Source organism: Loktanella sp. M215, from assembly GCF_021735925.1.
GTDB lineage: Bacteria > Pseudomonadota > Alphaproteobacteria > Rhodobacterales > Rhodobacteraceae > Loktanella.
On sequence record NZ_WMEA01000004.1, the window covers coordinates 218107 to 238402 of the forward strand.

A 20296-nucleotide genomic window follows, 5' to 3' on the forward strand; every position below is an offset into this window, starting at 1 on the left:
AGGACACTGTGGTGATGAGCGACCTTACCAGATTTTCCGGCTCAAGAGATTTTACCGGCCTGCCCGCTATCTCCACGTATGCTTGGGATTCCGCGACAGATTGTCTGACCTTGTCGGCCGGAGCACAGCACATGCTCGGTGTCGCCAGTCCGATTTCGACAGATGACTTCTTTGATCGTGTTCATGTGGACGATCGCGTAAAATTTGCAGCCGAGACAATTTCGTTTCTTGAAACAGGTGGCGAGCAAACCCGGGAGTTTCGATTTTGCCACAGCGATGGCACATTGCGGTATGTCATATCTCACGCATCTCTGGAGAGGTTGCATCGCACGGACCAGGATCGGATTACCGGCGTATTCATCGACGTTACTCATGCACGAGAGCATGACACGCGCGTGATCGGTCATCGGTCCGAAAATTTTGGCTTTTACGATCATGATGTTGCGACCGGGAGTTCCACCTGGTCACCAGGCCTTCAGCGCATGCTGATAACGCCACTCGCCACGCCGATGACTGAGAAAGCCATTCACGACAGCATACATCCAGATGATCGTGAGTGGTTCGCAGCGCGGACGCGGGCGATCAAAAGTGTCGCCGGATCCTACGAGTTTACGTTCCGGGTCGTTCTACCAGATGATCGAATTCTTCTGGTGCGTGACAGGGGTGAGGCTCATGCGCCGGTCGATCCAACCACCGGCAAAGTTTCGCGTCTAACCGGTACGCTGACGGACATCACACCAACCACTCACATTGGTAGCCTTCACAAGCTGGCCAACAATGCCTTTTGGCAGTTGATCGATACTGCTCCAGTTGGCGCTTATGCAGTGGATTCGGATTTGCGCATGGTTCGCGTCAGCCGTGGCGCTCACGCCACCTTTGCCGGCATCGACAACCTGTTGGGCCGCGACCTTGACGATGTTCTTCATATTCTGTGGCCAGAACCCTTCGCATCTGAAGCTGTAGCACAATTTCGCAATACGCTTATCTCAGGTGACCCTTACCACGCTGATCCAGTCGTCGAGGATCGCGCTGATCGCAATGTTCTCGAGGCTTATGACTGGAGCATTGAGCGCATTATACTGGAAGACGGGCGTCCTGGAGTGTTGTGCTATTTCTATGACCTGAGCGAACGTGTGCGCCACGAGCGGACACTCGAAGAACAACAGTTACGGCTCAGCCTTGCCTATGACGCGGCCAACATGGGGGCATGGGAAATAGACCTCGTGAATGGCGGGGCTCTGGGGACACCGAAACTGTTCGAGATGTTCGGTGAACCCGATTTTACCGGTGACGTGTCCGACCTCTGGCGCAGGAGGATTCATGCTGATGACCAGAGCCTGGTCGATGCGACATTTGAGGAGGCCGTGCGGAATGGCGGACCTTTCAATGTGGATTTCCGTATCGTCACCGGCAACGGCGACGTCCGTCACATGGCGGCCAAAGCGATTCTGCAGAAAGACAAACGCGGTCGCCCGTCGCGCATGATTGGTGTTGATCACGACATCACGCATCGCAAGGAAACCGAGCTGGCGCTCCGTGACAGCCAGCATCAGTTGCGAACCGTTCTGGATCACACGGTGGCATTCATCGGCGTGTTGGGTCCGGCTGGCACTCTGCGCGAAGCAAACCGCCCCGCGATCGAGTTTGGTGGGCTTTCCCGTGATGATGTCATCGGAAAACCGTTCTGGGAGGCATTCTGGTGGACACATGATGATGCTGTTGCCGACCGGTGTCGACAGGCTGTCATAGAAGGTCAGGCTGGACGGGCACAACGTTTCGACGTCGTCGTGCGCGGAGAGGAAGACAGACTGATCACGATCGACTTCCTGCTGGCGCCGGTGTTTGACGACGCCGGCGTGTTGCAAATGATGGTCGTGTCAGGCTTTGACATTTCAGATCGGGAAAAGGCGCGGGAACGCGAGCGTTCTCTTATGGGCGAAATTAATCACCGCACCAAGAATATACTTACACTGGTGCAGGTCGTCGCCCGGCAAACGGCGCGCGGTGGCGCTGCAGGTTTTGTGGCGCGATTTGAAGAGCGGATCGCGGCCCTCGCCAAAGCGCAGGATCTGCTGTTCAGCAGCAAGGCTGACCGGGTCGATTTGAAGGCACTCGCAAAATCGCAGCTGGGTCATCTAAGTGATGTGATTGAGAGCAGAATTATCCTGAACGGTCCACCAGTGGCTCTCGATGCAGATGCCGCGCAGGCTGTCGGGATGGCGCTGCATGAGTTGGCCACGAACGCAGGAAAATACGGTGCGCTATCTTCAGGAGATGGCCGCGTTGACGTAGCCTGGCAGATGAACAGCCATGATGACACTTTCGAAATAAGGTGGTCTGAACGCGATGGTCCGCCCGTTATACCACCTGAAACGAAGGGGTTTGGATCAACCGTTATCGACCAGATGACACGCTCGGTTCTGGATGCGGAGGTACAGCTCGACTACGAACCAGAAGGTGTCAGATGGAGGCTCGTCTGCGCCCGTGATGCCCTGAGCAAGTCATCGCAAAACTATTCCTGACAGATTTCAGTACTTTATTCTAACTGCCGAAGTAGGGAACGCGACAAGCCAATCTCCTGTTCAGTTGGCCGCACTCGCAGCCATGGTGTAAGCAACAGGACGACGATCACGTATGACTCTCGCGGGCTTCATGCATGACTATCCCCGACCTGGTCGCATGTTTGTGAGCCAGATCTGCATTTATTATTAAATCCGGTTGTAACAAACAGGGGTTTAAGGTGTTGCACTAGAGGATTTGCATTCTGCTTACGCAAATTCACGAAACATGTTGGTTGTTATGGCGCAGGAAAAATTACCCTTGGAAGGCTTGACGATCCTGCTGGTCGAAGATGAGCCGCTTATCGCGCTGGATATTGCCATGATATTGCAGGACGCGGGGGCAACGGTAATAGGACCCTGCAAAAACGTAGTCGCAGCCCTTTTGCGAATACAACAGGGTTCAGACAAGGTAGAGCTTCATGGTGCTGTTTTGGATGTCGATTTGGGGGACGAAACATCAATTCCGGTAGCAAGGGTGCTGAAGGATAACGAAATACCATTCGTTTTTCATACCGGCATGAATCCTTTGCGACATCCGCTATTGGCCGATTTCGATGTCCCAGTCGTGTCAAAGCCTTCCACCAGTACGGCACTGATTGCGGCAATCCAGTCGCAGATTGCAATGATCCGTTAGTTGCCGTGCTCACCGTGTGGGAGCGCATCCAAGCCCCTCGCTAGTTCTTAGACTTATAGGGAAGTTACTAACTCTGAAAGCTTGCCAGTGGCCTCCCCGCCACCCTCTCTCGACGCTGGCAGGGTGAGCCTGAAACAACTGCCTTCACCGACTGTACTGGTCACGTTCAGGCTGCCACCTTGCATTTCGGCAAGGTTGCGGGAAATTGACAATCCCATCCCTGTACCTCCGGCGCGCCGCACTGCGCTGGAATCGATCTGATAGAAGGCTTCGAAGATGCTGTTGAACTCAACTTCATAGATACCCGCGCCGCTGTCTTGTATTTCAAAGACAACCGTTTCGGCCTCGGTCTTGATCATAAGCCTTACGAATCCCTGGTCGGTAAATTTGATGGCATTGCCGACCAGATTAAACAGTATCTGACGCGTCCTGACTTTGTCGGCGAACACTGTAACGGCATCTTGTGTCACTTCAAATGACAGGCCCTTTTCCTGCGCCAGCGTCCTGAGTTGATATATGACAGGGTCCGCGATGTCCTTAATGTCGCAGATCTCGCACGCGACTGACAGATTTCCTGATTCGATCTTCGCGGAATCCAGCATTTCATTGATCAGGTGCAGGAGATGTTCGCCAGATTTGACCATGCGTTCCATCAAGTCTGAAAGTTGTGCGAACACGTCATCCAGCAAAGTTCTGATCTCAGCGGGCGATCTGTCGTTGCTCTCCAGCGCAGCCAAGAGTGTTTTGGAGGATTTCAAAAGCCGGGCACTATTGGCAAGGCGCGCGACGCCCAGGATGACCGTTAGGGGGGTTCGCAATTCGTGGCTCAGCACCCCTATAAAATCTGTTTTGGCTTTGTTGGCCGCTTCCGCCTGGGCGAGACGCTCTTCCTGTTCGACCTGGCTGGTGATGTTGCTGAGCGTGGCCATATACCGGTCTGGCCCAAGCCTCTTGATCGAAATGGACAGGACCTGCGGCCGTGCACCCCGTCGCGCGTCTCCCGGATCGATGTTGATGCGATAACCGTCGTGGATCGTGCCGTGATCGGCTGAAAATGCGGCTACGGCGGTGCGCAGATCCGTTGCGTGGCGTTCCATGAGATGGAAGAGGTTCGTCGCGTCCCTGTCAGTGGCGAGCGGTATCAATAAATTCATTGCATGGGGATTGACCAGGCTCATTCGCCCTGTCGTATCGAATTCGATTAATCCCACGGGGCAGGAATAAAGGAAACTCATAAGGCTATCGTCGTCAGATGTCACCGGTCTACCTCTTTATCGTTCAATCAACATGTATCGTCGCGCAATTTGCGGTGCCTGGAGGAGACGCAATCGCACAGGGGTGGGACGCATCCTCAGGGTCAGAACAAACGGGATGATATTGTCCAGGTGAGGCTCATCCTCAAACCGTTGGGCCACCATGTAATTGTTCATGCATTGCGCAATGTTGTCGAAGAACGGCGCTCCTAAAACGCTTTGCGGCAAGAGGCCCGCGAGCTGCGCCTCGGTTGCGTTGTAGACATCCGCGACCGTATCGCGACGCATGCCAATGACACCGAACGGGAGGGCGTCAAGTGTCGTTGAATCCAAAATCTCTAGATCGGCGATGGACACTGTCTCGAAACCGTAGCGTGCCTCGTTCATCAATCGTTTCCTCAAGGTCACCTGCCGGTGAAATACCTATTTTCGAATATGAATAGTAAAAATTCGGCAGTGGAAGATTTTCTATGGCAATTCAATGTGACAACATTTTGGCAAGGAAGCCACGTAGTGCACTGGATGAAAAAATCCATAGCGGGACACCTGCGTAAAGTGTCCTCTTGATATCGCCTGATGTCGGAAATTGCCTTCCGGTAAGCATGATCATTAAGAAAACGAGCTGTCGATCCAGTCTTGCAGCCGCTCGGCTGTGCTATGATTGAGCGACTGGAGCCGACCGAATTGTGCCAGGTAGGGACAGGGCTCGTCGAGGCGAGTGGCAACGGTATCGAGAGTAAAAGCTGCGGCTGACTTCAGGTTGGCCAACTCTTCCCAAGTCACCGGAACGGCGACAGGTGCACCCGGACGGGCCCGGAGTGAGTAGGGCGATACTGCTGTGGCACCCCTCTCGTTGCGGAGCCAGTCAATGAAGATGCGGCCCTTGCGCCGGGCCTTGGACATTGATGCAGTGAAGCGAGTTGGATCTTTGCTCGCCAGCACATGCGCCACGGTTTGGGTGAAGCCCCTGACCGCATCCCACGACGCCGTTCGACGCAAAGGCGCCCAGACATGGATACCTTTGCCGCCGGTGACCATCGCTCCAGTCTCCAGGCCGAGGTCGGCCAGCCAGCCGCGCAGATATGTTGCAGCGCGACGTACGTCAGGCCAGTCTAAGCCCTCGTCGGGGTCGAGGTCGAATACCAGCCGGTCGGGGCGCTCGGGCGCATCGGTACGCACACCCTGAATGTGAAACTCGATCGTGCCCATCTGGGCGGCGGCGACGAAAGCGGCGGGGCGGGTGGCATACATGTAATCCGCCGATCCGCCACTACTGTCCTTCAAAGCGATACGGCGGAGGAGGGCAGGCATGGTATCGTGGGCATGCTTCTGGAAAAAGACCTCGCCATCTATCCCGCGGGGACAGCGCAGGAGCGACAGGGGCCGGTGTCCCGCGATCTGGACTAATCTCTCGCCAACGCGATCATAATGGCGAGCGACATCGAGCTTGGTAAAGGGTGCGGCGCCGAACACCCGGCGATCAGAATTACTGATAGGGATGCCGGCCACCACGGGGCTGTCGGACTGCGGCATCTCGAGCGTCACGTTGGCGGCGGCCTTATCCTCTCGGATCCCTAAAAATCTGCCATGGCGGATGTGGCCATCGGCCGTGAACTCACCGAACTCGACCTCAATGACCACGTGGGGTGTTACCCATTTCGCAGTGCGGGCGATGGCAGCCGGTACAGCCGTGAATGGGCTGGTCTTGCGGGGCGAAATTTCGGCCGCCAGTCGGGCGAAATCGGCGTCGGAGAAACCGGTACCGATCCGGCCGCGATAGCGCAGCCCGTCCGGTCCGGTCTCCCCCACGAGAAGGGATGAAAATAGCCGGCCCCTCTTATCGGACGGTGACAGCCCGCCTACGATAAACTCCTGTCGCCGGGTACATTTGATTTTCCGCCAGGCGTCGGTGCGCTCCCCGCGATAAGGTGCGTCAATACGCTTGCTGATGATCCCTTCCGCCCCTGCGGCGGCTGCGGCGGCAAAGACCTCGGCCCCGTGGCCCTGGACATGATCGCTCATCCGCAGGGCGCCGTCCTTGGGTTGTCCCTCCATCAACGCGGCAAGCCGCTTGCGGCGTTCAATCTGGGCTAATCCGGTCAGATCCTTGCCATTCAGCGACAGCAGATCGAACGCGTATAACACCAACGACGAACCAGCTTCGATCGCGTCTTGCAATGATGAGAAGGCGGAGGGTCCGACATGCGCCGCCATGACCTCGCCGTCAATTAGGGCCGACTTGCAAGGCAGCGTGTCGAAGGCGCCGCTAAGGGCCGCGAACCTGTCCGTCCAATCATGACCATTGCGCGTGAAGAGACGGGTGCCACCCTTGCCAAGGCTGGCGAGACACCGATAGCCGTCGAACTTCGTCTCGTGGATCCAGTCATCCCCCTCGGGCGGCTCCGCATGCAATGTGGCGAGTTGCACCTTACGGAACGCAGGTGGTTTACCCGGGTGGGGCAGTGGGAGCGCCTTCGCTTTTGTCCCCGCTGCAATCTCGGGCATTGTCCGCCCAGTCCGAATTGATGTGACATGCGCCTCCGTCAGTCCATCGGCGTCTTCTGTCGCCAGTTCATCACGTTCCTTGATGAGGAGCCAGTTCTCGCGCTTTTCCGCTTTGCGTGGCTTCATCCGGACGAGGGCCCAGGCGCCTCGCATCCGGCGTCCCTGCACGACCACCTTGAGGTTGCCAGCCTCTAATTCTGCAGCCACGTTTCCTTTTGGGAGCCATGTCCCTTCATCCCAGAGCATGACCGTGCCGCCGCCGTATTCCCTCTTCGGGATCGTGCCTTCGAAGTCTGCATAGTTCAGCGGGTGGTCCTCGGTGCGGACCGCCAGACGTTTTTCACGCGGGTTCGCGCTCGGACCACGGGTTACGGCCCAACTGAGCAAAACCCCGTTCCATTCGAGCCTGAAATCGTAGTGCAGCCGGGTGGCGTCATGTTTCTGAACCAGGAACCGAAGCCCGCCGCTTCGGGCACCTGCTTGTCCTGACGGCTCTGAGGTGCGGGTAAAATCCCGCTTCGCGTTATACTCCGCAAGATCGCGGCCGGAGGTGCTATTTGCTGGCGCCACGTCAGGACGCCTTCTTACCAGCCTTCGCGGGTGTCTTTGCTACGAGTTTCTTCGCAGGGGTCTTTGCGGCAGGTTTCTTCTCCGGTGCCTTCTTCGTGCTGCCAAGACTTTGTTTGAGCGCAGACATCAGATCGACAACGTTCTCGCCTGTAGGCCGGTCCTCTTCGCCAGCGCTGACCCGGGGCGTTTTGCGGTTTTTCTTCTTTGCTGTGATCAGTGCAGTCATCGCCTCGGCATAATGGTCGGTGAAGTTATCAGCATCGAAGGGTGCCGTCTTCTTCTCGATCAACGCCGTCGCCAGATCGAGCAATTCCGTGTCGGCCTTCTTGTCCTCGATGGACGAGAACATCGGCTCACTCTCACGCAGTTCGTCAGCATAGTAGAGCGTTTCCAAAAGCAGACCGTCACCGCAGGGTTTGATGGCCACGAGATATTCTTTACCCCGCATCGTCATCTGCCCCAATCCCACTTTCTGACTGCTCCGCAGGGCGTCACGCACGACGCGGTAGGCGTCCTCAGCCAGATCGTCGGTCGGAACGAGGTAGTAAGGTTTGTCGAAATAAAGTGGCGATATCTCGTGAGCACCCACGAACTGAACCAGCTCCAGGGTCTTCTTTGTCTCGAGCTTAATGGCGTCGATTTCTTCGGGATCCAGCAAGATATAGTTGCCGTCGATCTCATAGCCTTTGACGATATCCTCAGATTTGACAGGACCGACCCCTGACACGGTCTTGGAATACTGCACCCGCTTGCCGCTTGGCTTGTGTATCTGTCGAAAGGACACGCGCGCCGAAGAATTATGTGCTGCGTAGAGTTCGACCGGGATCGAGACGAGGGACAGGCGAAGCTGACCTTTCCAAAGTGCGCGCTGAGCCATAGTGGATCCTTTCGTGGCATCAAACAGACTGTAAGCAAGCATGCTAATTAGTAGGCACGAAGGCCGAACTTATTTAAACAGTTTATTGGTTGGCATCGGGACGTCGTGCTTCAGGCTTTACCTGTCAGGAGTCCGGAAATCTGTTCTTTGATTTCGTGATACTGTCGCGTCAGAAACTCGGAAATGTCGAAGTGTCCATCTACGGTCCATTCCGCAAGAGATTTGTCATAGATGTCCATGAGGGCCTCTTCGTCCTCACGGACGGCCGGCAGGGCATCGGCATCAAGTCCAGCAACCCAATCCCGCAGTGTGACCACTGCTTTGTTAACGGTCCCCCGGACCGTTGCGTCGCCATCACCCGTATCCTGAAGTCCCTGCAGCGCATCTTCCTGTTCCATGGCATGACAACGATGCAAGTTACTGAGGTCTTCGATGATAGGTAATATATCAGGGTCGGCACGGTCCAGCATGGTCTCATAACCTGCCAGCACGTCGTTGGTCGCCGCATGGATCGTATGCAGAACATGGCGAACATCGTTGGGCATCATGTCACCTATTAAGAATATTTGAACCTGAACGTCGTGAGATAAAAATTGGTTCCATTCAATAAGAGTGGCAGAATCCTGCTTCAGGCCGATTCCAGTTGCCCAGGGAACTCCTCAGGAATTGGCATGTTGCATCCTATACTATTCATGAGGGTGACATCATGCGCCGCAATAATTTACCTATCGCCATCGGGGCCACAATCTTCAGCTTGCTGGCCACAGTGCTGTATTTTCGTGACGCCACTCGAACAAGACAGCTTGCCGCGAATCCAACTAACAGGCGTGTGAGAAATGCAGGGCCAGATGAGATGCGCGATCCGCCTCCATCGTGGACGCAGGAAGACGAGCGCTCGGATGAATCGTTTCCGGCAAGCGATCCTCCAGGCACCTACTGACCCGGTAAAGCAGGAAAACGATGTGAAAACCGACAAATCTGATTGCGAGCCCAATCTGTCGCTCGAGCCTCGGGCAGGCGTTGTCATCATCGGTGCCGGTTTTGCGGGACTTGAGGTTGCACGCGAGCTTGGCAAGGCCGGCGTTGAGACGACGATCATCGACCGCCGCAATCATCACCTGTTCCAGCCGCTTCTTTACCAGGTTGCCACGGCCGCACTTTCAGCCCCCGATATCGCCGAGCCGATCCGCAGGATACTGCGGAGATACAGATCGGTTAAAGTTCTGCTAGGTGATGTTGATCAGATTGATACCGCTGCGCGAAAGGTACGTCTGATCACGGGAGAGAGCGTGGCATACGGTCGTCTCGTTTTGGCCTCCGGAGCCGGACAAAGTTACTTTGGACATGATAACTGGGAGTTGTGGGCACCGGGTCTGAAAACGATCGATGATGCGCGACATATCCGCTCCCAGGTTCTCTTGAAGTTCGAACAGGCTGAACGTGCATCTGACCCGAAAGAGCGGCATCGCCTCCTGAGCTTCGCAATCATCGGCGGTGGCCCTACCGGCGTCGAGTTGGCTGGCGCCATCGCTGAACTCAGCCGGTATACTCTGGCCCGGGACTTTCGGGTCATCGATCCGGCGGCAACAACGATTACGCTAATCGAGGCAGGGCCCCGGCTGCTATCGGCTTTCGATGAAAGTCTTTCGGCTTATGCGAAAGAGCGTCTTGAAAGTCTGGGGGTCCTGGTTCGTACGGGAGAAACGGTCAAAGATATAGGACCGTGCAAAATTCAGGTAGGCGACCGAGAGGAACCGGTGGGCCTGGTTGTCTGGGCGGCAGGGGTGGCTGCCTCGCCACTTGCACGACAATTGGGAGACACTGACCGCGTCGGCCGGATTGTCGTCGACGACACGCTAGCCGTCACGGGCCATGACGATATCTTTGCATTGGGTGATGCCGCAGCTTTCATAAGAGAAGACGGGACGTCCTTGCCGGGTCTGGCTCAGGTTGCCAAGCAGCAGGGCACGCATCTTGGCCGCGGACTTGCAGCCAGAATTCTGTCAGGAGAACCGCTAAAGCCATTCCATTACGAGAGCCGAGGCAATACCGCCATCGTGGGTCGCCATGCTGCTGTCTTCGAAAATGGTGGGTTCAAAGTGAAAGGATGGCTGGCATGGCTGGCATGGGCTGTGATTCACATATATTTGCTGGTGGGGTTTCAGCATCGCTTTCTGGTCTCAATGCAATGGTTGTGGCGCTACCTTACCTATGATCGAGGAGCGCGGCTGATTGGCTCACAGGATGAAGTCCGTGACGTGGGGACGACATTGCATAGGAAGTCGTAATGGTCATCGGATAACCCGACGGGCCCGATCCGGTGCTTTTGAGTCCCCGTCAAAACACGCATCACACGACCCAGTCCCAACCGATATTGGTTCGTATGGACGTGTGATGCGCCATTCAAGAACCACCATGGGCCAATGGTTCTGAACAGAATAAAACATGGCTTCGCATTGTCTGCTTTCAAGTCTGTCACCGCGCTGCGCACTCATATTGCATTGTGGACCGTCACAAAAAATGAGCCCGTCCGCGTCACCCATTCCCAAGCTTCACTTAAACAATGCGCTCGACCATCATCTGTTTGATTTCCGCAATTGCCTTCGCAGGGTTCAGCCCCTTTGGGCAGGTTTTGGCGCAGTTCATGATGGTGTGGCACCGATACAGTTTGAACGGATCCTCCAGATCATCCGTTAGTCTCATCAAGGCCGGCGATACAGGCCAGGGTATTGACGCCGTTGATATTCATCGAACAGGAGCCGCAAATGCCCTCCCGGCAGGATCGTCGGAACGTCAGGGTGGGGTCGATGTCATTCTTGATTTTGATCAAGGCATCCAGAACCATCGGGCCACAGGTATCCAGATCTACAAAAAATGTATCCAACCGGGGATTTTGACCATCATCGGGATTCCAGCGGTAGATGGACAGCTTCTTACAGTGTGTGGCCCCCACGGGCTTTGGCCACGTCTTGCCCGTCACCATCCGGGAGTTTTTGGGAAGTCTGAATTCAACCATATCTCATTCCTTCACCACGATTAGCAGGACAACCGGCTGTTACTTAGTTCGCCCTGAATAAGTCACAAGCGTATGATTTTGCTCGTAGATTTCGTAAAAACTGTGGCAGATAATTGCAGGGTTTCGTATGCTGGGTCGCGAAACCTTGCAAATTCCGGAGCCGAGATGAAGCCTCATCCCCGCACTGACGAGCAGGACGATCTCCTGCGTCCCCGCCTGACTGAGATGATCGATCTTCGCCACGCATTGGCGAAACTGGAAAAGCTGATTGACTGGGAGTTCTTCGAAACCGAATGGGCCAGTTTCTTTCCCGCCACGACAGGGCGGCCAGCAACATCGCCGCGCCTGGTCGCGGGGCTGCTGTATCTCCAACATGCCTATCGTCTGTCCGACGACGCCGTCGTCGCCCGATGGGTCGAGAACCCTTACTACCAGCACTTCACCGGTGAGACATTCTTCCAGCACCGCCCCCCTGTCGATCCGTCCTGCTTGACCCGCTGGCGTCAGCTGATCGGAGAGGAAGGGGCCGAGTGGCTGCTGACCAAGACGATTGAAGCTGGGGTCACGTCCGGGGCCGTGGAGGATCGCAGTCTCGCGCGCATTGCCGTGGACACGACGGTGATGGAGAAGAACATCGCGCATCCAACGGATGCGCGCCTGTATGAAAAGGCACGTCGCCAGCTTGTGGCCTTGGCCCAAGAAGGCGAGATCACGCTGCGGCAGAACTACAATCGACTGGCACCCCGCCTCGCAATGCAGATCGGGCGCTACGCCCACGCCCGGCAATTCAAGCGCATGCGCAAAGCCCTGAAAAAGTTGAAGGGCTACACCGGCCGCATCCTGCGCGACATCCGCCGTCAGCTCGAGAAAATTCCGGGTGGCGCCTTCCGTGAGCGTGCTCTGGACACCCTCGTGCTCGTCAGTCGCCTGCTGCATCAGAACCCAAAGAGCCATGGCAAGATTTACGCCCTGCATGAACCCGAGGTCGACTGCATCTCCAAAGGCAAGGCCCGCAAGCGCTATGAGTTCGGGACCAAGGTCAGCCTGGCCACTACCATCGACGAGGGCTTCGTCGTCGGCATGCGCGCCCTGCCGGGCAATCCCTACGATGGGCATACTTTGCCCGAAGCCCCGGAGCAGGTCGCGATCCTGACCGGTCGGTCTCCGGATCTGGCCGTCGTGGACCGCGGCTATCGCGGCCACGGTGTATCGACGACAAAAGTGCTGATCAGCGGCACGCGCCGGGGCCTGACGCCAAAGTTGAAGACACTGCTGAGGCGGCGCAGCGCCATAGAACCAGAGATTGGACACATGAAAACTGACGGACGTCTGTCGCGATGCCCGCTCAAGGGGACGTTCGGCGATGCGGTCTTCGCCGTGCTCTGTGGTTGCGGCCACAACATCCGCAAGATCCTGGCCCACCTCAGGGCTTTGTTGTCCCTCATCCTGACCGCATTATGCGCCGCCGCAACGGACAGGATCAGGCCGGCAAACTGCTAACTTGTCGCCGGATCGTGTTGTTCAGCGTGAACTACTTATGTAGAGAGCGGCGGCGCCAACGCAATTGCTCTACTTTGGTGCACGTTCCAAACTATAAAGCTAAAGTTCAGGCTAAAGAATCCGGTGGTCGACGGCGACCACCGGATCCCGTTCAGGGTCTGAAACCAAACTCTGATTGCCTAAACCGCCGCTGAGAGTGGCGAAGTGTCCCATGCTTGTCAACTGAGCGCTCAAAGTGAAAATCTCTACTCTGCTGATTTTTCATCGTCACACGCTCTCAGCCGTCCTTTGCATCCAATCACGATGACGCTGTTCATCGGCCAGCGCCTTTTCAAAGAAGGCTTTGGACCGAGGGTTCGCATCGTCGTGTGTCGACGCACGTTCGTAGGCTGTTACGGTGTCATCTTCGTTGGTCTTCATCGCCTTGAGAATGGCGCCATCTCCCATAAGGCTCGCCAAGGCGACCTTGCCGGTTGTCAGCATCTGTTTCATGTCGCCTTCAATGGGAGCGACCGCACCCGATTCATCGGCAATTTCTTTGAGGACTTCAAGATGCTGCAGGTGATCGTCCTTGAACTGCGCCACCTGACTTTTGAAAGACGCATCAGAGAGATGACTGATTGTGGAGTCGTATGCAGCGATGGCATCCCGCTCCAGATAAACGAGGTCTGTGATAAGACTGTTGAAGTCGCCTTCGTTGCCAACTGTCGTGGCCATCGGACATTCTCCTTCGGATCCAAGTCAAAATTCAGAAGCCTTTGCAAACTTTCCAGATTTGAAACGCCGTGACTGAAAAATCGTTCCTTCAAGATGGTCAGGATAATTTGCATAACTTTCGACAGACGGATTAACAAAAAGTAAACTGGCTCGGTTCCATTGCAGAGCGCCTATTCTTTATATTCCCAACCCGTTGTCTGACCTTTGCAATTTAAGGGGAACCAACGATCGGAACTTCCGTTCACCAACATGTGCAATCATGTGCGTGCAATTTTATCTCGCCCGAAAGGTAGAACGATGTTTCATCATTCCGGAAAGCTTCAGTACGACGTCAAGGTCGACACGCCGGACCCGCAGTTTGCCAAATATCTTCAGCAAGCCATCGGGGGTATCGAAGGCGAAATCCGCGTGGCAATGCAGTACTTCTTCCAGGCCATGGGCGCGCGTGGCGACAGCAAGTACCGGGATCTGTTGATGATGACCGCCACGGAGGAACTGAGCCACATCGAGTTCCTCGGCCATGCTGTTGCGCTCAATCTCGACGGCGCGCCGGTGACTGCACAGGAGGATGCTGCCAAAGACCCGATCGTAAATGCGATCATGGGGGGCATGAATCCGCGCCACATTCTGTCATCAGGTCTGTCTGCCATGCCGGTCGATGCCAACGGTGTCGCATTTGACATGAGCCACGTATATGCGACGGGCAACCTCGCCGCCGACATGACAGCTAATGCTATGGCCGAAGGTTCTGGACGCGTGCTTGCGAGCCGCCTTTACAACATGACCGAAGACAAGGGCATGAAGGACATGTTGTCCTTCCTGATTGCCCGGGACACGATGCACCAGCAGCAGTGGCTGGCTGTCATCGAAGAACTGGGCGGCATGCCGGCCATGCTGCCAATTCCGAACTCCACGCCTGAATCCCATGAGGCCACCCAGCACAGCTATTATTTCCTCAACACCTCGCTCGACGAGGAGACACCGGAAGGTCGTTGGACGAGCGGGCCGTCTCTCGATGGCAGAGGCGAATTCTCTGTTGTGAAGCCTCCCGAACCCCTGGGTCAGAAGCCCGACCTCGGCAAGGCACGCAAGCACAGCGGTGCGCAAAAAGAACAGATGTAAGAGACCTGTAGAAAAGTAATTGTTTCAAATCGAAGGGCGGCGACACCTGTGGCCCTTCGATCAATTCGACGCTCAGCCCGAGCACAAAGCTGAGAGCCCCTCCGCGGCGGGCATTTTACTCTATCGCGTGTAAAAAATTTTGGCCGACTGCAGCGACCCCTAAACTCGTCGAGAAAGCGGGAAAAACGATGTTTGATGACCCTCTCTTGTATGACGGTGTGGGCGGATTGCTGCGCACCGTCTGTGCCGCAGCGATCATGTATCTCACAGTCGTCGCGGCCGTTCGGTTGTTCGGTAAGCGTTCGACGTCGCAGATGAACAATTTTGACTGGATCGTCACCGTGGCCATCGGCTCGTTGATGGCGTCGGGTGTGCTGTTGGCGGATGTCACTGTGCTGGAAAGCGCGGCGGCCGTTTACACGCTTCTGGTGCTGCAATGGGGTCTCACCAAGATCATGATTCACTCTGATAAGGTAACAAAGATCGTTAAATCGGAGCCGACGTTGTTGCTTCATCGGGGCCAGATTCTTGCAGACGCATTGCGCAAGGAGAGATTGACCGAAGCTGAAATCCATGCCGCCGTTCGCGAGGCCGGCTACAGCCGCATCGAAGATGTGCAATGGGTTGTTCTTGAGACTAATTCAACATTGAGCGTCATCGGGACGAACAAACCGCTGGGTGACCCAAACATGCTCAATCATGTCGGAGGGACAAAGGGAGTTCTGGATCCGTCCGCGTCGTAATTCGATAAGAAGCTTGACGATGCCAGATACGGATCTGTCCGACGACCCGGATTCGATAGAACTGGCTGATACCCGTACGGCATGGGCAGAAGACCGCACCGTGTTAGCCAATGAGCGAACGTTTGCGGGGTGGATGCGTACGGGCATGGCCTGCATTGCTCTGGCCCTTGGCTTGAAGGCCGTATTCAAAGACACTGACTATCCCGTTCTTGCCAGAAGTGTGGCGGAGGTGTTCATTTTTGCCGCGCTGCTCATATTCTGGTCTGCCGTTTTCAAATGCCGCAAAGCTCAGCGCCGTATGAAAGATCATGACGTTGAAGCTCAATCATATCGTTACATGACCTTCCTCGCCTGTGTCCTTACTCTTGGCGCTCTCGCGACAGGGGTTATTCTCTGGCTGCTATAGTCAGTAATGCAAATGCCGGCATGAGGTGAGGCCGCAGTGTCGCGCAGTATTGTAAAAGATTACTTTTTTCGACATTGTCTCGAACAGCATGTCCGAAACCAATGGGTGCCACCGTCGCAACGCGTCTTTCTAGTGGAGATCCATGATGAAAGCCCAAAGCATTTAATGCATGAACTGTTAAGATGCATTGATTAAATTCACATCGAATTCTGCATAGCGATTGCGGAAGTTAAGCCGCTCCTCCCACGTCTTCCGATTATTAAGGCGAACATAGGGGCGCGATCGCGTCAAATCGCCGGATTTTTCCAGGCGTTTTAGCAAGCGATTTACGTAGATTGGCGTCAGGCCCAACGCGTCGCCGATTTCTTTTTGCGAGAATGGTAGCAAAATCCGATCTGATTCCTGCAGGCTGCAATGATCTATCTTCGCCTTCAGCGACATAATGAAATGTAACAGCCGGTCTTCCGCGGTGAGACGTGTAATGGCATGCATGCGGTCAAGCAGGACAACGGTGTCGATGCTGCCGAGCGACAACAACGCCTCAAAGAGACGAGGATGCGTTGATGCAAGGGCAAAGAGCTTGGGGCCTGCTTAACAGAGCCACCGATCCATCCGTCTGCATCGTGGTCTCATGAGGCGGGGTGCCAACCCCTAATTCACTCAATCCGATCACATCTCCCGCCATATAGATCTGCGTGATCGTTATTCTGTCTGGGTCGGTCCGGACACGGACGGCAGACCAGCCAGAACGCAGGATCGCAATGCGGTCATCCGGTCGTTCGGCATCGAAGACCGGAACGTAATTCAGGCGTTGCTCGGGTCGCGCCTCGAGGTCTTCCAAAGTCTCGCGCTCAGAAGCTGTAAGATCCAGCAATCGCGAAAAACGGGCCAGGAACGCACTATGACTCTGTCGTTCCATTGGCAATTCCTGACGTATTCAGCTGGACTTGGGCAGTTTGCAGGGACGCTAGACTAAACCAGTTTTAAAGTCACGTCGCCAGCCTGTTCAGCATGCTGAGCGTTGCTCATAGCGGCCGCGATATCTTGCAAGGCTTGAGAGATCATGCGGCTCGGATACGGTTTTTGGAAAAACAACGATCCCACGGGGATGTCGATCGCATCGATATGCGTGGCCCCGGAGGCGATAATGATGACAACGGGTGGCCATCTGTCGCGGATGTAAGCGGCGAGCTTCAGCCCGTCCATGGAGCCGGGCATTTCGACGTCAGTAAACAGGATCCCGATATCGGTATGTTGGTTCATCAGCGCGATGGTCTCGTCCGCGGATTTGGCCTCATATGTCCGGAACCCGGGCTCGGTGATGATGTCGATCGCGTCCATGCGGATCAGAGGTTCGTCTTCTACAACCAGTACGGCGGGTAATGTCGAGATGGGCATGGTCCGGGACTTCACAAATAATTAAGATTTCAAAAAGTAAGGGCGACGCGAGATCCGTCAACAAAAAAAGCAAAACCTGTGTTGAAACGTCACCGCAGACTGACAAGGCTTGGATATTGTCGGGGTAGGAATACAAACTGACTGGAGATGCGAACATCCGCGAGGGCTGCCCGCTCTCATGTGAATTTCGCACTGACAGTGCTGTCCGCTTCGGCGCAAGGCAGGCGGATGAGAAACTCTGCACCGCCGCCGGGAGCATCCTCAATGGAGACAGCCCCTTTGGCCTGCGAGGCCATGCCCGCCACTTGGGCAAGGCCCAGTCCTGTCCCCCCATTGCCGGCTTTGGTCGTAAAGAATGGTTTGAACAAATCTGATCTAAGTTCGGCTGGGATTCCTGGCCCGGTGTCGGTCACACTAATCTCGATGTCGGAGCCGCGCTGGGACGCTGCGATGACGATCCTGCCGCTACCGTGCATTGCATCGCGGGCGTTCACAACGAGATTGACCAAAGCCAGTTCAAGCTGATCGCGGTTGACTTGCGCCGTCAGCGACCCTTCCGAGATCTGCACATCCACCTCGACCTGAGGTCCCGCCGCCTGTTGCAGCAGATAGGCCATGTCATCGCAGAGTTCGCGCAAGCCCACCGGTGCGATTTCCGCACCATCTTCCTTCGCAAAGCTGAGGAGGCGATTGCTGAGCTTGGTGCCACGTTCGACCGCACCTTCGATCAAGCGGGCGTACTGCACGATCTCCAGGTTATCAGTTTTCCGGACAATCATGCGAAGGCCGGACTGCATGGCAGACAGGATATTCCGGAAATCGTGGACGATGGTGGCCGTGAACTGCGACATCGCTTCGGAGCGTTGCAACTCCATCATGCGTCGGTCTTCCGCGCGCCGCGTATCAAGATCCTTGATGACATATGTCGGCAGACCCGCGCCGATTAGGATCGCGGTCAGAGCTCCGACAATAAGGGCCGACACGCCCCGCGAACGGGGTTGATCGATCAGGGCCTTGTTTACCGCCACATGAGCGGACCAACCCGTCAGCGCGGACGTGGCATAAGCCGAATAGTTTGTCAGGCCTTCGAAGGTAACGCCTTGGTAGATGCCAGTACCGGCTGCTGCGACAGCCTGCAGAACATAGGAGGTGCCGGGCGTACCCACGCGTTCTACAAAATCCAGAGAGCGTGCTATGAAATTTCCGTTTCGATCGACGATTGCTCCAACAGCATCGTCCGGCAGTTGCTCCATCAATCTGTCCTGATAAACCTGCGGATCGACATAGACGATGAGAGACAGACTCGGCTTTCCGGGGACCGGCACCTCCATAACCACACACGGACAAAACTGGCCTGCGCGGATGACCTGACCAGCTGCGGCTTCGTCAGATGCATCTGTTGACGGTGGTTCAGTCACAACACCTGCCACAAACCCGGTCGCCGTTTCCTGAAAGAGCGTCTCGCCGGTGACCTGGTTGCTGAGTGTGATCGCAGTCCAGCCCGGCACGAGTGCTATCGCATCCCGGGCCCGATCGGCCCCCGCCACGATATTGCCGTCACCGAAGTACCGTGACGTCGACAGGACCTTCAGCGCAGAGATATCCGCTTGCCACCGCGCGTCCGAGAGCAGGACCGAGTGTCTCGGCGGTGGCGAGGGCCGAGGCTTCCACCCGACCGACTTCGCGCTGCGACGACTGCCTGAACAGAAAGGCGACAATGACAACGGCAGGCAGTAGCATCGCTGCGCCGACAATGAGCAGTATCCTCTGCGACGTCGAAATCGTCCTGAGCTTCAAGTGCAGCCTCACACCGGTTGAAATGTCTTGCCCCACATTCTGACGGAACAGGACGGCTGTCGTCAAAAACAAATGCAAGCCTACGCTCACTGCCCAAGACCGCGACAATCGACCGCAAATCGACGAGGTCAGACAGCACGACAGTTCGACAGTATATTCTTTGAATCATTAACCCTGAGACGTTCTGGCGCAAAAGGCTCCACGCCGTTGCGTTAATTAGTGTCGCAAAAATCGGCGCACATCAAAGCAGTTAAATCACGCTGGAACCCGGGTCATCCATATTGGTAATGAAATCGATACTTCAAACAGCATAGAAGGACCGTTGATATGGATGCCACCAGACAACAAGAAATCGAGGAACGGGCTTACGCTTTGTGGGAAGCCGCTGGCCGCCCGGAGGGCGACGCGGATCGATTTTGGCATGAAGCCCAGATGGAGTCAGATGGTGCCACGACGGCCGCTGGGACGGAGCCTGAAGCACAGGATCCGCCGGCTGCGGCTAAACCTGGCAAAAAAACTAAGTAGCTCTGCACCGTGACTGGCTGCCGCAGCTTTACGTTAAACTGAGGTCAACACACTTACAACGCCGTCTGGTCGTAGCCGAGAGGACTATGTGCGGATCGATCGTAATTGTTTTATAAGGACAGGGAGGGGCGTCGGATGCCTGATATAAGGAAAGATAGTCGATTATCGGCCACTGAACGCCAAGCCGTACAAGGCGTTGTTGATCGTGCGCTGAGCGCCTCGCATGACCAGAACCGAACCGGGATCGCCGCGGCCATCGTCTGTCAGGACTGGATCTTAAACGCCTGCAACGATCCGACCCTCCATGGGGAAATGGTCGTCATTTCAGCCATCACGCAGCGCCTCGTTCGCGAGGAACTGTCGGATTGCACATTGGTCTCGTCGCTCCAGCCCTGCGAGATGTGCCTGTCGGCCATGCGCTTCGCGGGCATCAAGCGGGTCATCTTTTGCGCCCAACAAGAGAATGTCGCGGCAAAATACTTTGTTTTCCCCCAGCTCAGCATTGTCGATTTCGCCAAGGCTGGGGAGCCCTTCGAATATGTTGGAGGCGTTATGGAGGATGCGGTCATCCACCTCTATGAGACTGGCGCAGAATAGGTCCATCGACATCATGATTTTCCCAAGGTCATTTCGCTTATGAAAATCTCAAATCAATATGGATCGCACCTGAGG

The 20296-nt window shown here is 55.8% G+C and carries 20 protein-coding genes and 1 pseudogene; 10 read left to right on the forward strand and 11 right to left on the reverse strand.

Annotation, left to right across the window (positions count from 1 at the left end):
- Window positions 1-14: 14 nt before the first annotated feature.
- Together GLR48_RS21155 and GLR48_RS21160 are read left to right on the forward strand one after the other, a co-directional pair.
- On the forward strand, window positions 15-2522 hold the full coding sequence (locus tag GLR48_RS21155) for a PAS domain-containing protein (protein WP_237065230.1): 2508 nt from the start codon (window positions 15-17) through the stop codon (window positions 2520-2522).
- Window positions 2523-2799: 277 nt separating this feature from the next.
- Window positions 2800-3195 (forward strand): hypothetical protein, encoded by a 396-nt coding sequence (locus GLR48_RS21160; RefSeq protein WP_237065231.1) that lies wholly within the window; start codon window positions 2800-2802, stop codon window positions 3193-3195.
- A 53-nt stretch (window positions 3196-3248) separates the two neighbouring features.
- Here GLR48_RS21160 and GLR48_RS21165 read toward each other — a convergent pair whose 3' ends face one another.
- From GLR48_RS21165 to GLR48_RS21185, 5 genes are all read right to left on the reverse strand, one after another.
- Entirely contained in the window at window positions 3249-4454 is a 1206-nt protein-coding gene (locus GLR48_RS21165) for a sensor histidine kinase (RefSeq protein WP_237065242.1), read from the reverse strand.
- A gap of 12 nt (window positions 4455-4466) precedes the next feature.
- Window positions 4467-4835, reverse strand: coding sequence for a hypothetical protein (locus GLR48_RS21170; RefSeq protein WP_237065244.1), 369 nt, complete (start codon window positions 4833-4835; stop codon window positions 4467-4469).
- A gap of 222 nt (window positions 4836-5057) precedes the next feature.
- Entirely contained in the window at window positions 5058-7523 is a 2466-nt protein-coding gene (gene ligD / locus GLR48_RS21175; RefSeq protein ID WP_237065246.1) for a DNA ligase D, read from the reverse strand.
- Between the two features lies 1 nt (window position 7524).
- On the reverse strand, window positions 7525-8400 hold the full coding sequence (ku, locus tag GLR48_RS21180; RefSeq protein ID WP_237065248.1) for a non-homologous end joining protein Ku: 876 nt from the start codon (window positions 8398-8400) through the stop codon (window positions 7525-7527).
- 110 nt (window positions 8401-8510) lie between these two features.
- Window positions 8511-8945, reverse strand: a complete 435-nt coding sequence (locus GLR48_RS21185) for a DUF2383 domain-containing protein (RefSeq protein WP_237065250.1) — start codon at window positions 8943-8945, stop codon at window positions 8511-8513.
- A gap of 161 nt (window positions 8946-9106) precedes the next feature.
- Between GLR48_RS21185 and GLR48_RS21190 the strand changes: the two genes are divergently transcribed.
- Both GLR48_RS21190 and GLR48_RS21195 read left to right on the forward strand, forming a co-directional pair.
- On the forward strand, window positions 9107-9340 hold the full coding sequence (locus GLR48_RS21190; protein WP_237065252.1) for a hypothetical protein: 234 nt from the start codon (window positions 9107-9109) through the stop codon (window positions 9338-9340).
- Window positions 9341-9362: 22 nt separating this feature from the next.
- Window positions 9363-10688, forward strand: a complete 1326-nt coding sequence (locus tag GLR48_RS21195) for an NAD(P)/FAD-dependent oxidoreductase (protein WP_237065254.1) — start codon at window positions 9363-9365, stop codon at window positions 10686-10688.
- 268 nt (window positions 10689-10956) lie between these two features.
- On the opposite strand, the pseudogene GLR48_RS21200 reads toward GLR48_RS21195, so the two are convergent.
- Window positions 10957-11416: pseudogene (locus GLR48_RS21200) on the reverse strand (2Fe-2S iron-sulfur cluster-binding protein).
- A gap of 165 nt (window positions 11417-11581) precedes the next feature.
- Here GLR48_RS21200 and GLR48_RS21205 point away from each other — a divergent pair.
- A complete protein-coding gene (locus GLR48_RS21205; protein ID WP_237065256.1) occupies window positions 11582-12916 on the forward strand; it encodes an IS5 family transposase in 1335 nt (444 codons plus the stop codon).
- A 267-nt stretch (window positions 12917-13183) separates the two neighbouring features.
- Here the strand turns inward: GLR48_RS21205 and GLR48_RS21210 are convergent, their stop codons facing one another.
- Window positions 13184-13633 (reverse strand): ferritin-like domain-containing protein, encoded by a 450-nt coding sequence (locus GLR48_RS21210; protein ID WP_237065258.1) that lies wholly within the window; start codon window positions 13631-13633, stop codon window positions 13184-13186.
- 297 nt (window positions 13634-13930) lie between these two features.
- Between GLR48_RS21210 and GLR48_RS21215 the strand changes: the two genes are divergently transcribed.
- The 3 genes from GLR48_RS21215 to GLR48_RS21225 all read left to right on the forward strand — a co-directional run bounded on the left by GLR48_RS21215 (window position 13931) and on the right by GLR48_RS21225 (window position 15904).
- On the forward strand, window positions 13931-14755 hold the full coding sequence (locus GLR48_RS21215) for a manganese catalase family protein (protein WP_237065259.1): 825 nt from the start codon (window positions 13931-13933) through the stop codon (window positions 14753-14755).
- A gap of 188 nt (window positions 14756-14943) precedes the next feature.
- The gene (locus GLR48_RS21220) at window positions 14944-15498 is read left to right on the forward strand and encodes a DUF421 domain-containing protein (RefSeq protein WP_237065261.1); all 555 of its coding nucleotides are present in this window, start codon (window positions 14944-14946) and stop codon (window positions 15496-15498) included.
- Between the two features lie 19 nt (window positions 15499-15517).
- Complete coding sequence (locus GLR48_RS21225; RefSeq protein ID WP_237065264.1) at window positions 15518-15904, forward strand: YidH family protein; 387 nt, start codon at window positions 15518-15520, stop codon at window positions 15902-15904.
- 177 nt (window positions 15905-16081) lie between these two features.
- Here GLR48_RS21225 and GLR48_RS21230 read toward each other — a convergent pair whose 3' ends face one another.
- From GLR48_RS21230 to GLR48_RS26000, 4 genes are all read right to left on the reverse strand, one after another.
- Complete coding sequence (locus GLR48_RS21230; protein WP_237065266.1) at window positions 16082-16438, reverse strand: Crp/Fnr family transcriptional regulator; 357 nt, start codon at window positions 16436-16438, stop codon at window positions 16082-16084.
- Window positions 16439-16445: 7 nt separating this feature from the next.
- Window positions 16446-16823 carry a hypothetical protein gene (locus GLR48_RS21235; protein ID WP_237065268.1) on the reverse strand — a complete coding sequence of 126 codons (378 nt, stop codon included), beginning with the start codon at window positions 16821-16823 and terminating at the stop codon, window positions 16446-16448.
- A gap of 53 nt (window positions 16824-16876) precedes the next feature.
- On the reverse strand, window positions 16877-17302 hold the full coding sequence (locus GLR48_RS21240) for a response regulator (protein WP_237065270.1): 426 nt from the start codon (window positions 17300-17302) through the stop codon (window positions 16877-16879).
- Window positions 17303-17478: 176 nt separating this feature from the next.
- Window positions 17479-18849, reverse strand: a complete 1371-nt coding sequence (locus GLR48_RS26000) for a sensor histidine kinase (protein ID WP_237065272.1) — start codon at window positions 18847-18849, stop codon at window positions 17479-17481.
- A gap of 577 nt (window positions 18850-19426) precedes the next feature.
- Here GLR48_RS26000 and GLR48_RS26140 point away from each other — a divergent pair.
- Together GLR48_RS26140 and GLR48_RS21250 are read left to right on the forward strand one after the other, a co-directional pair.
- Window positions 19427-19624 carry a DUF2934 domain-containing protein gene (locus GLR48_RS26140; protein ID WP_442915860.1) on the forward strand — a complete coding sequence of 66 codons (198 nt, stop codon included), beginning with the start codon at window positions 19427-19429 and terminating at the stop codon, window positions 19622-19624.
- Window positions 19625-19759: 135 nt separating this feature from the next.
- Window positions 19760-20221 carry a deaminase gene (locus GLR48_RS21250; protein ID WP_237065274.1) on the forward strand — a complete coding sequence of 154 codons (462 nt, stop codon included), beginning with the start codon at window positions 19760-19762 and terminating at the stop codon, window positions 20219-20221.
- The last annotated feature ends 75 nt before the right edge of the window (window positions 20222-20296 follow it).

Excerpts from the sequence above, each read along its gene's own strand:
- GLR48_RS21155 (WP_237065230.1), top strand. The coding sequence starts at position 15 with ATGAGCGACCTTACCAGATTTTCCGGCTCAAGAGATTTTACCGGCCTG.
- GLR48_RS21160 (WP_237065231.1), top strand. The coding sequence starts at position 2,800 with ATGGCGCAGGAAAAATTACCCTTGGAAGGCTTGACGATCCTGCTGGTC.
- GLR48_RS21170 (WP_237065244.1), bottom strand. The coding sequence starts at position 4,835 with ATGAACGAGGCACGCTACGGTTTCGAGACAGTGTCCATCGCCGATCTA.
- ku (WP_237065248.1), bottom strand. The coding sequence starts at position 8,400 with ATGGCTCAGCGCGCACTTTGGAAAGGTCAGCTTCGCCTGTCCCTCGTC.
- GLR48_RS21185 (WP_237065250.1), bottom strand. The coding sequence starts at position 8,945 with ATGCCCAACGATGTTCGCCATGTTCTGCATACGATCCATGCGGCGACC.
- GLR48_RS21190 (WP_237065252.1), top strand. The coding sequence starts at position 9,107 with ATGCGCCGCAATAATTTACCTATCGCCATCGGGGCCACAATCTTCAGC.
- GLR48_RS21205 (WP_237065256.1), top strand. The coding sequence starts at position 11,582 with ATGAAGCCTCATCCCCGCACTGACGAGCAGGACGATCTCCTGCGTCCC.
- GLR48_RS21210 (WP_237065258.1), bottom strand. The coding sequence starts at position 13,633 with ATGGCCACGACAGTTGGCAACGAAGGCGACTTCAACAGTCTTATCACA.
- GLR48_RS21215 (WP_237065259.1), top strand. The coding sequence starts at position 13,931 with ATGTTTCATCATTCCGGAAAGCTTCAGTACGACGTCAAGGTCGACACG.
- GLR48_RS21220 (WP_237065261.1), top strand. The coding sequence starts at position 14,944 with ATGTTTGATGACCCTCTCTTGTATGACGGTGTGGGCGGATTGCTGCGC.
- GLR48_RS21225 (WP_237065264.1), top strand. The coding sequence starts at position 15,518 with ATGCCAGATACGGATCTGTCCGACGACCCGGATTCGATAGAACTGGCT.
- GLR48_RS21235 (WP_237065268.1), bottom strand. The coding sequence starts at position 16,823 with ATGGAACGACAGAGTCATAGTGCGTTCCTGGCCCGTTTTTCGCGATTG.
- GLR48_RS21240 (WP_237065270.1), bottom strand. The coding sequence starts at position 17,302 with ATGCCCATCTCGACATTACCCGCCGTACTGGTTGTAGAAGACGAACCT.
- GLR48_RS26140 (WP_442915860.1), top strand. The coding sequence starts at position 19,427 with ATGGATGCCACCAGACAACAAGAAATCGAGGAACGGGCTTACGCTTTG.
- GLR48_RS21250 (WP_237065274.1), top strand. The coding sequence starts at position 19,760 with ATGCCTGATATAAGGAAAGATAGTCGATTATCGGCCACTGAACGCCAA.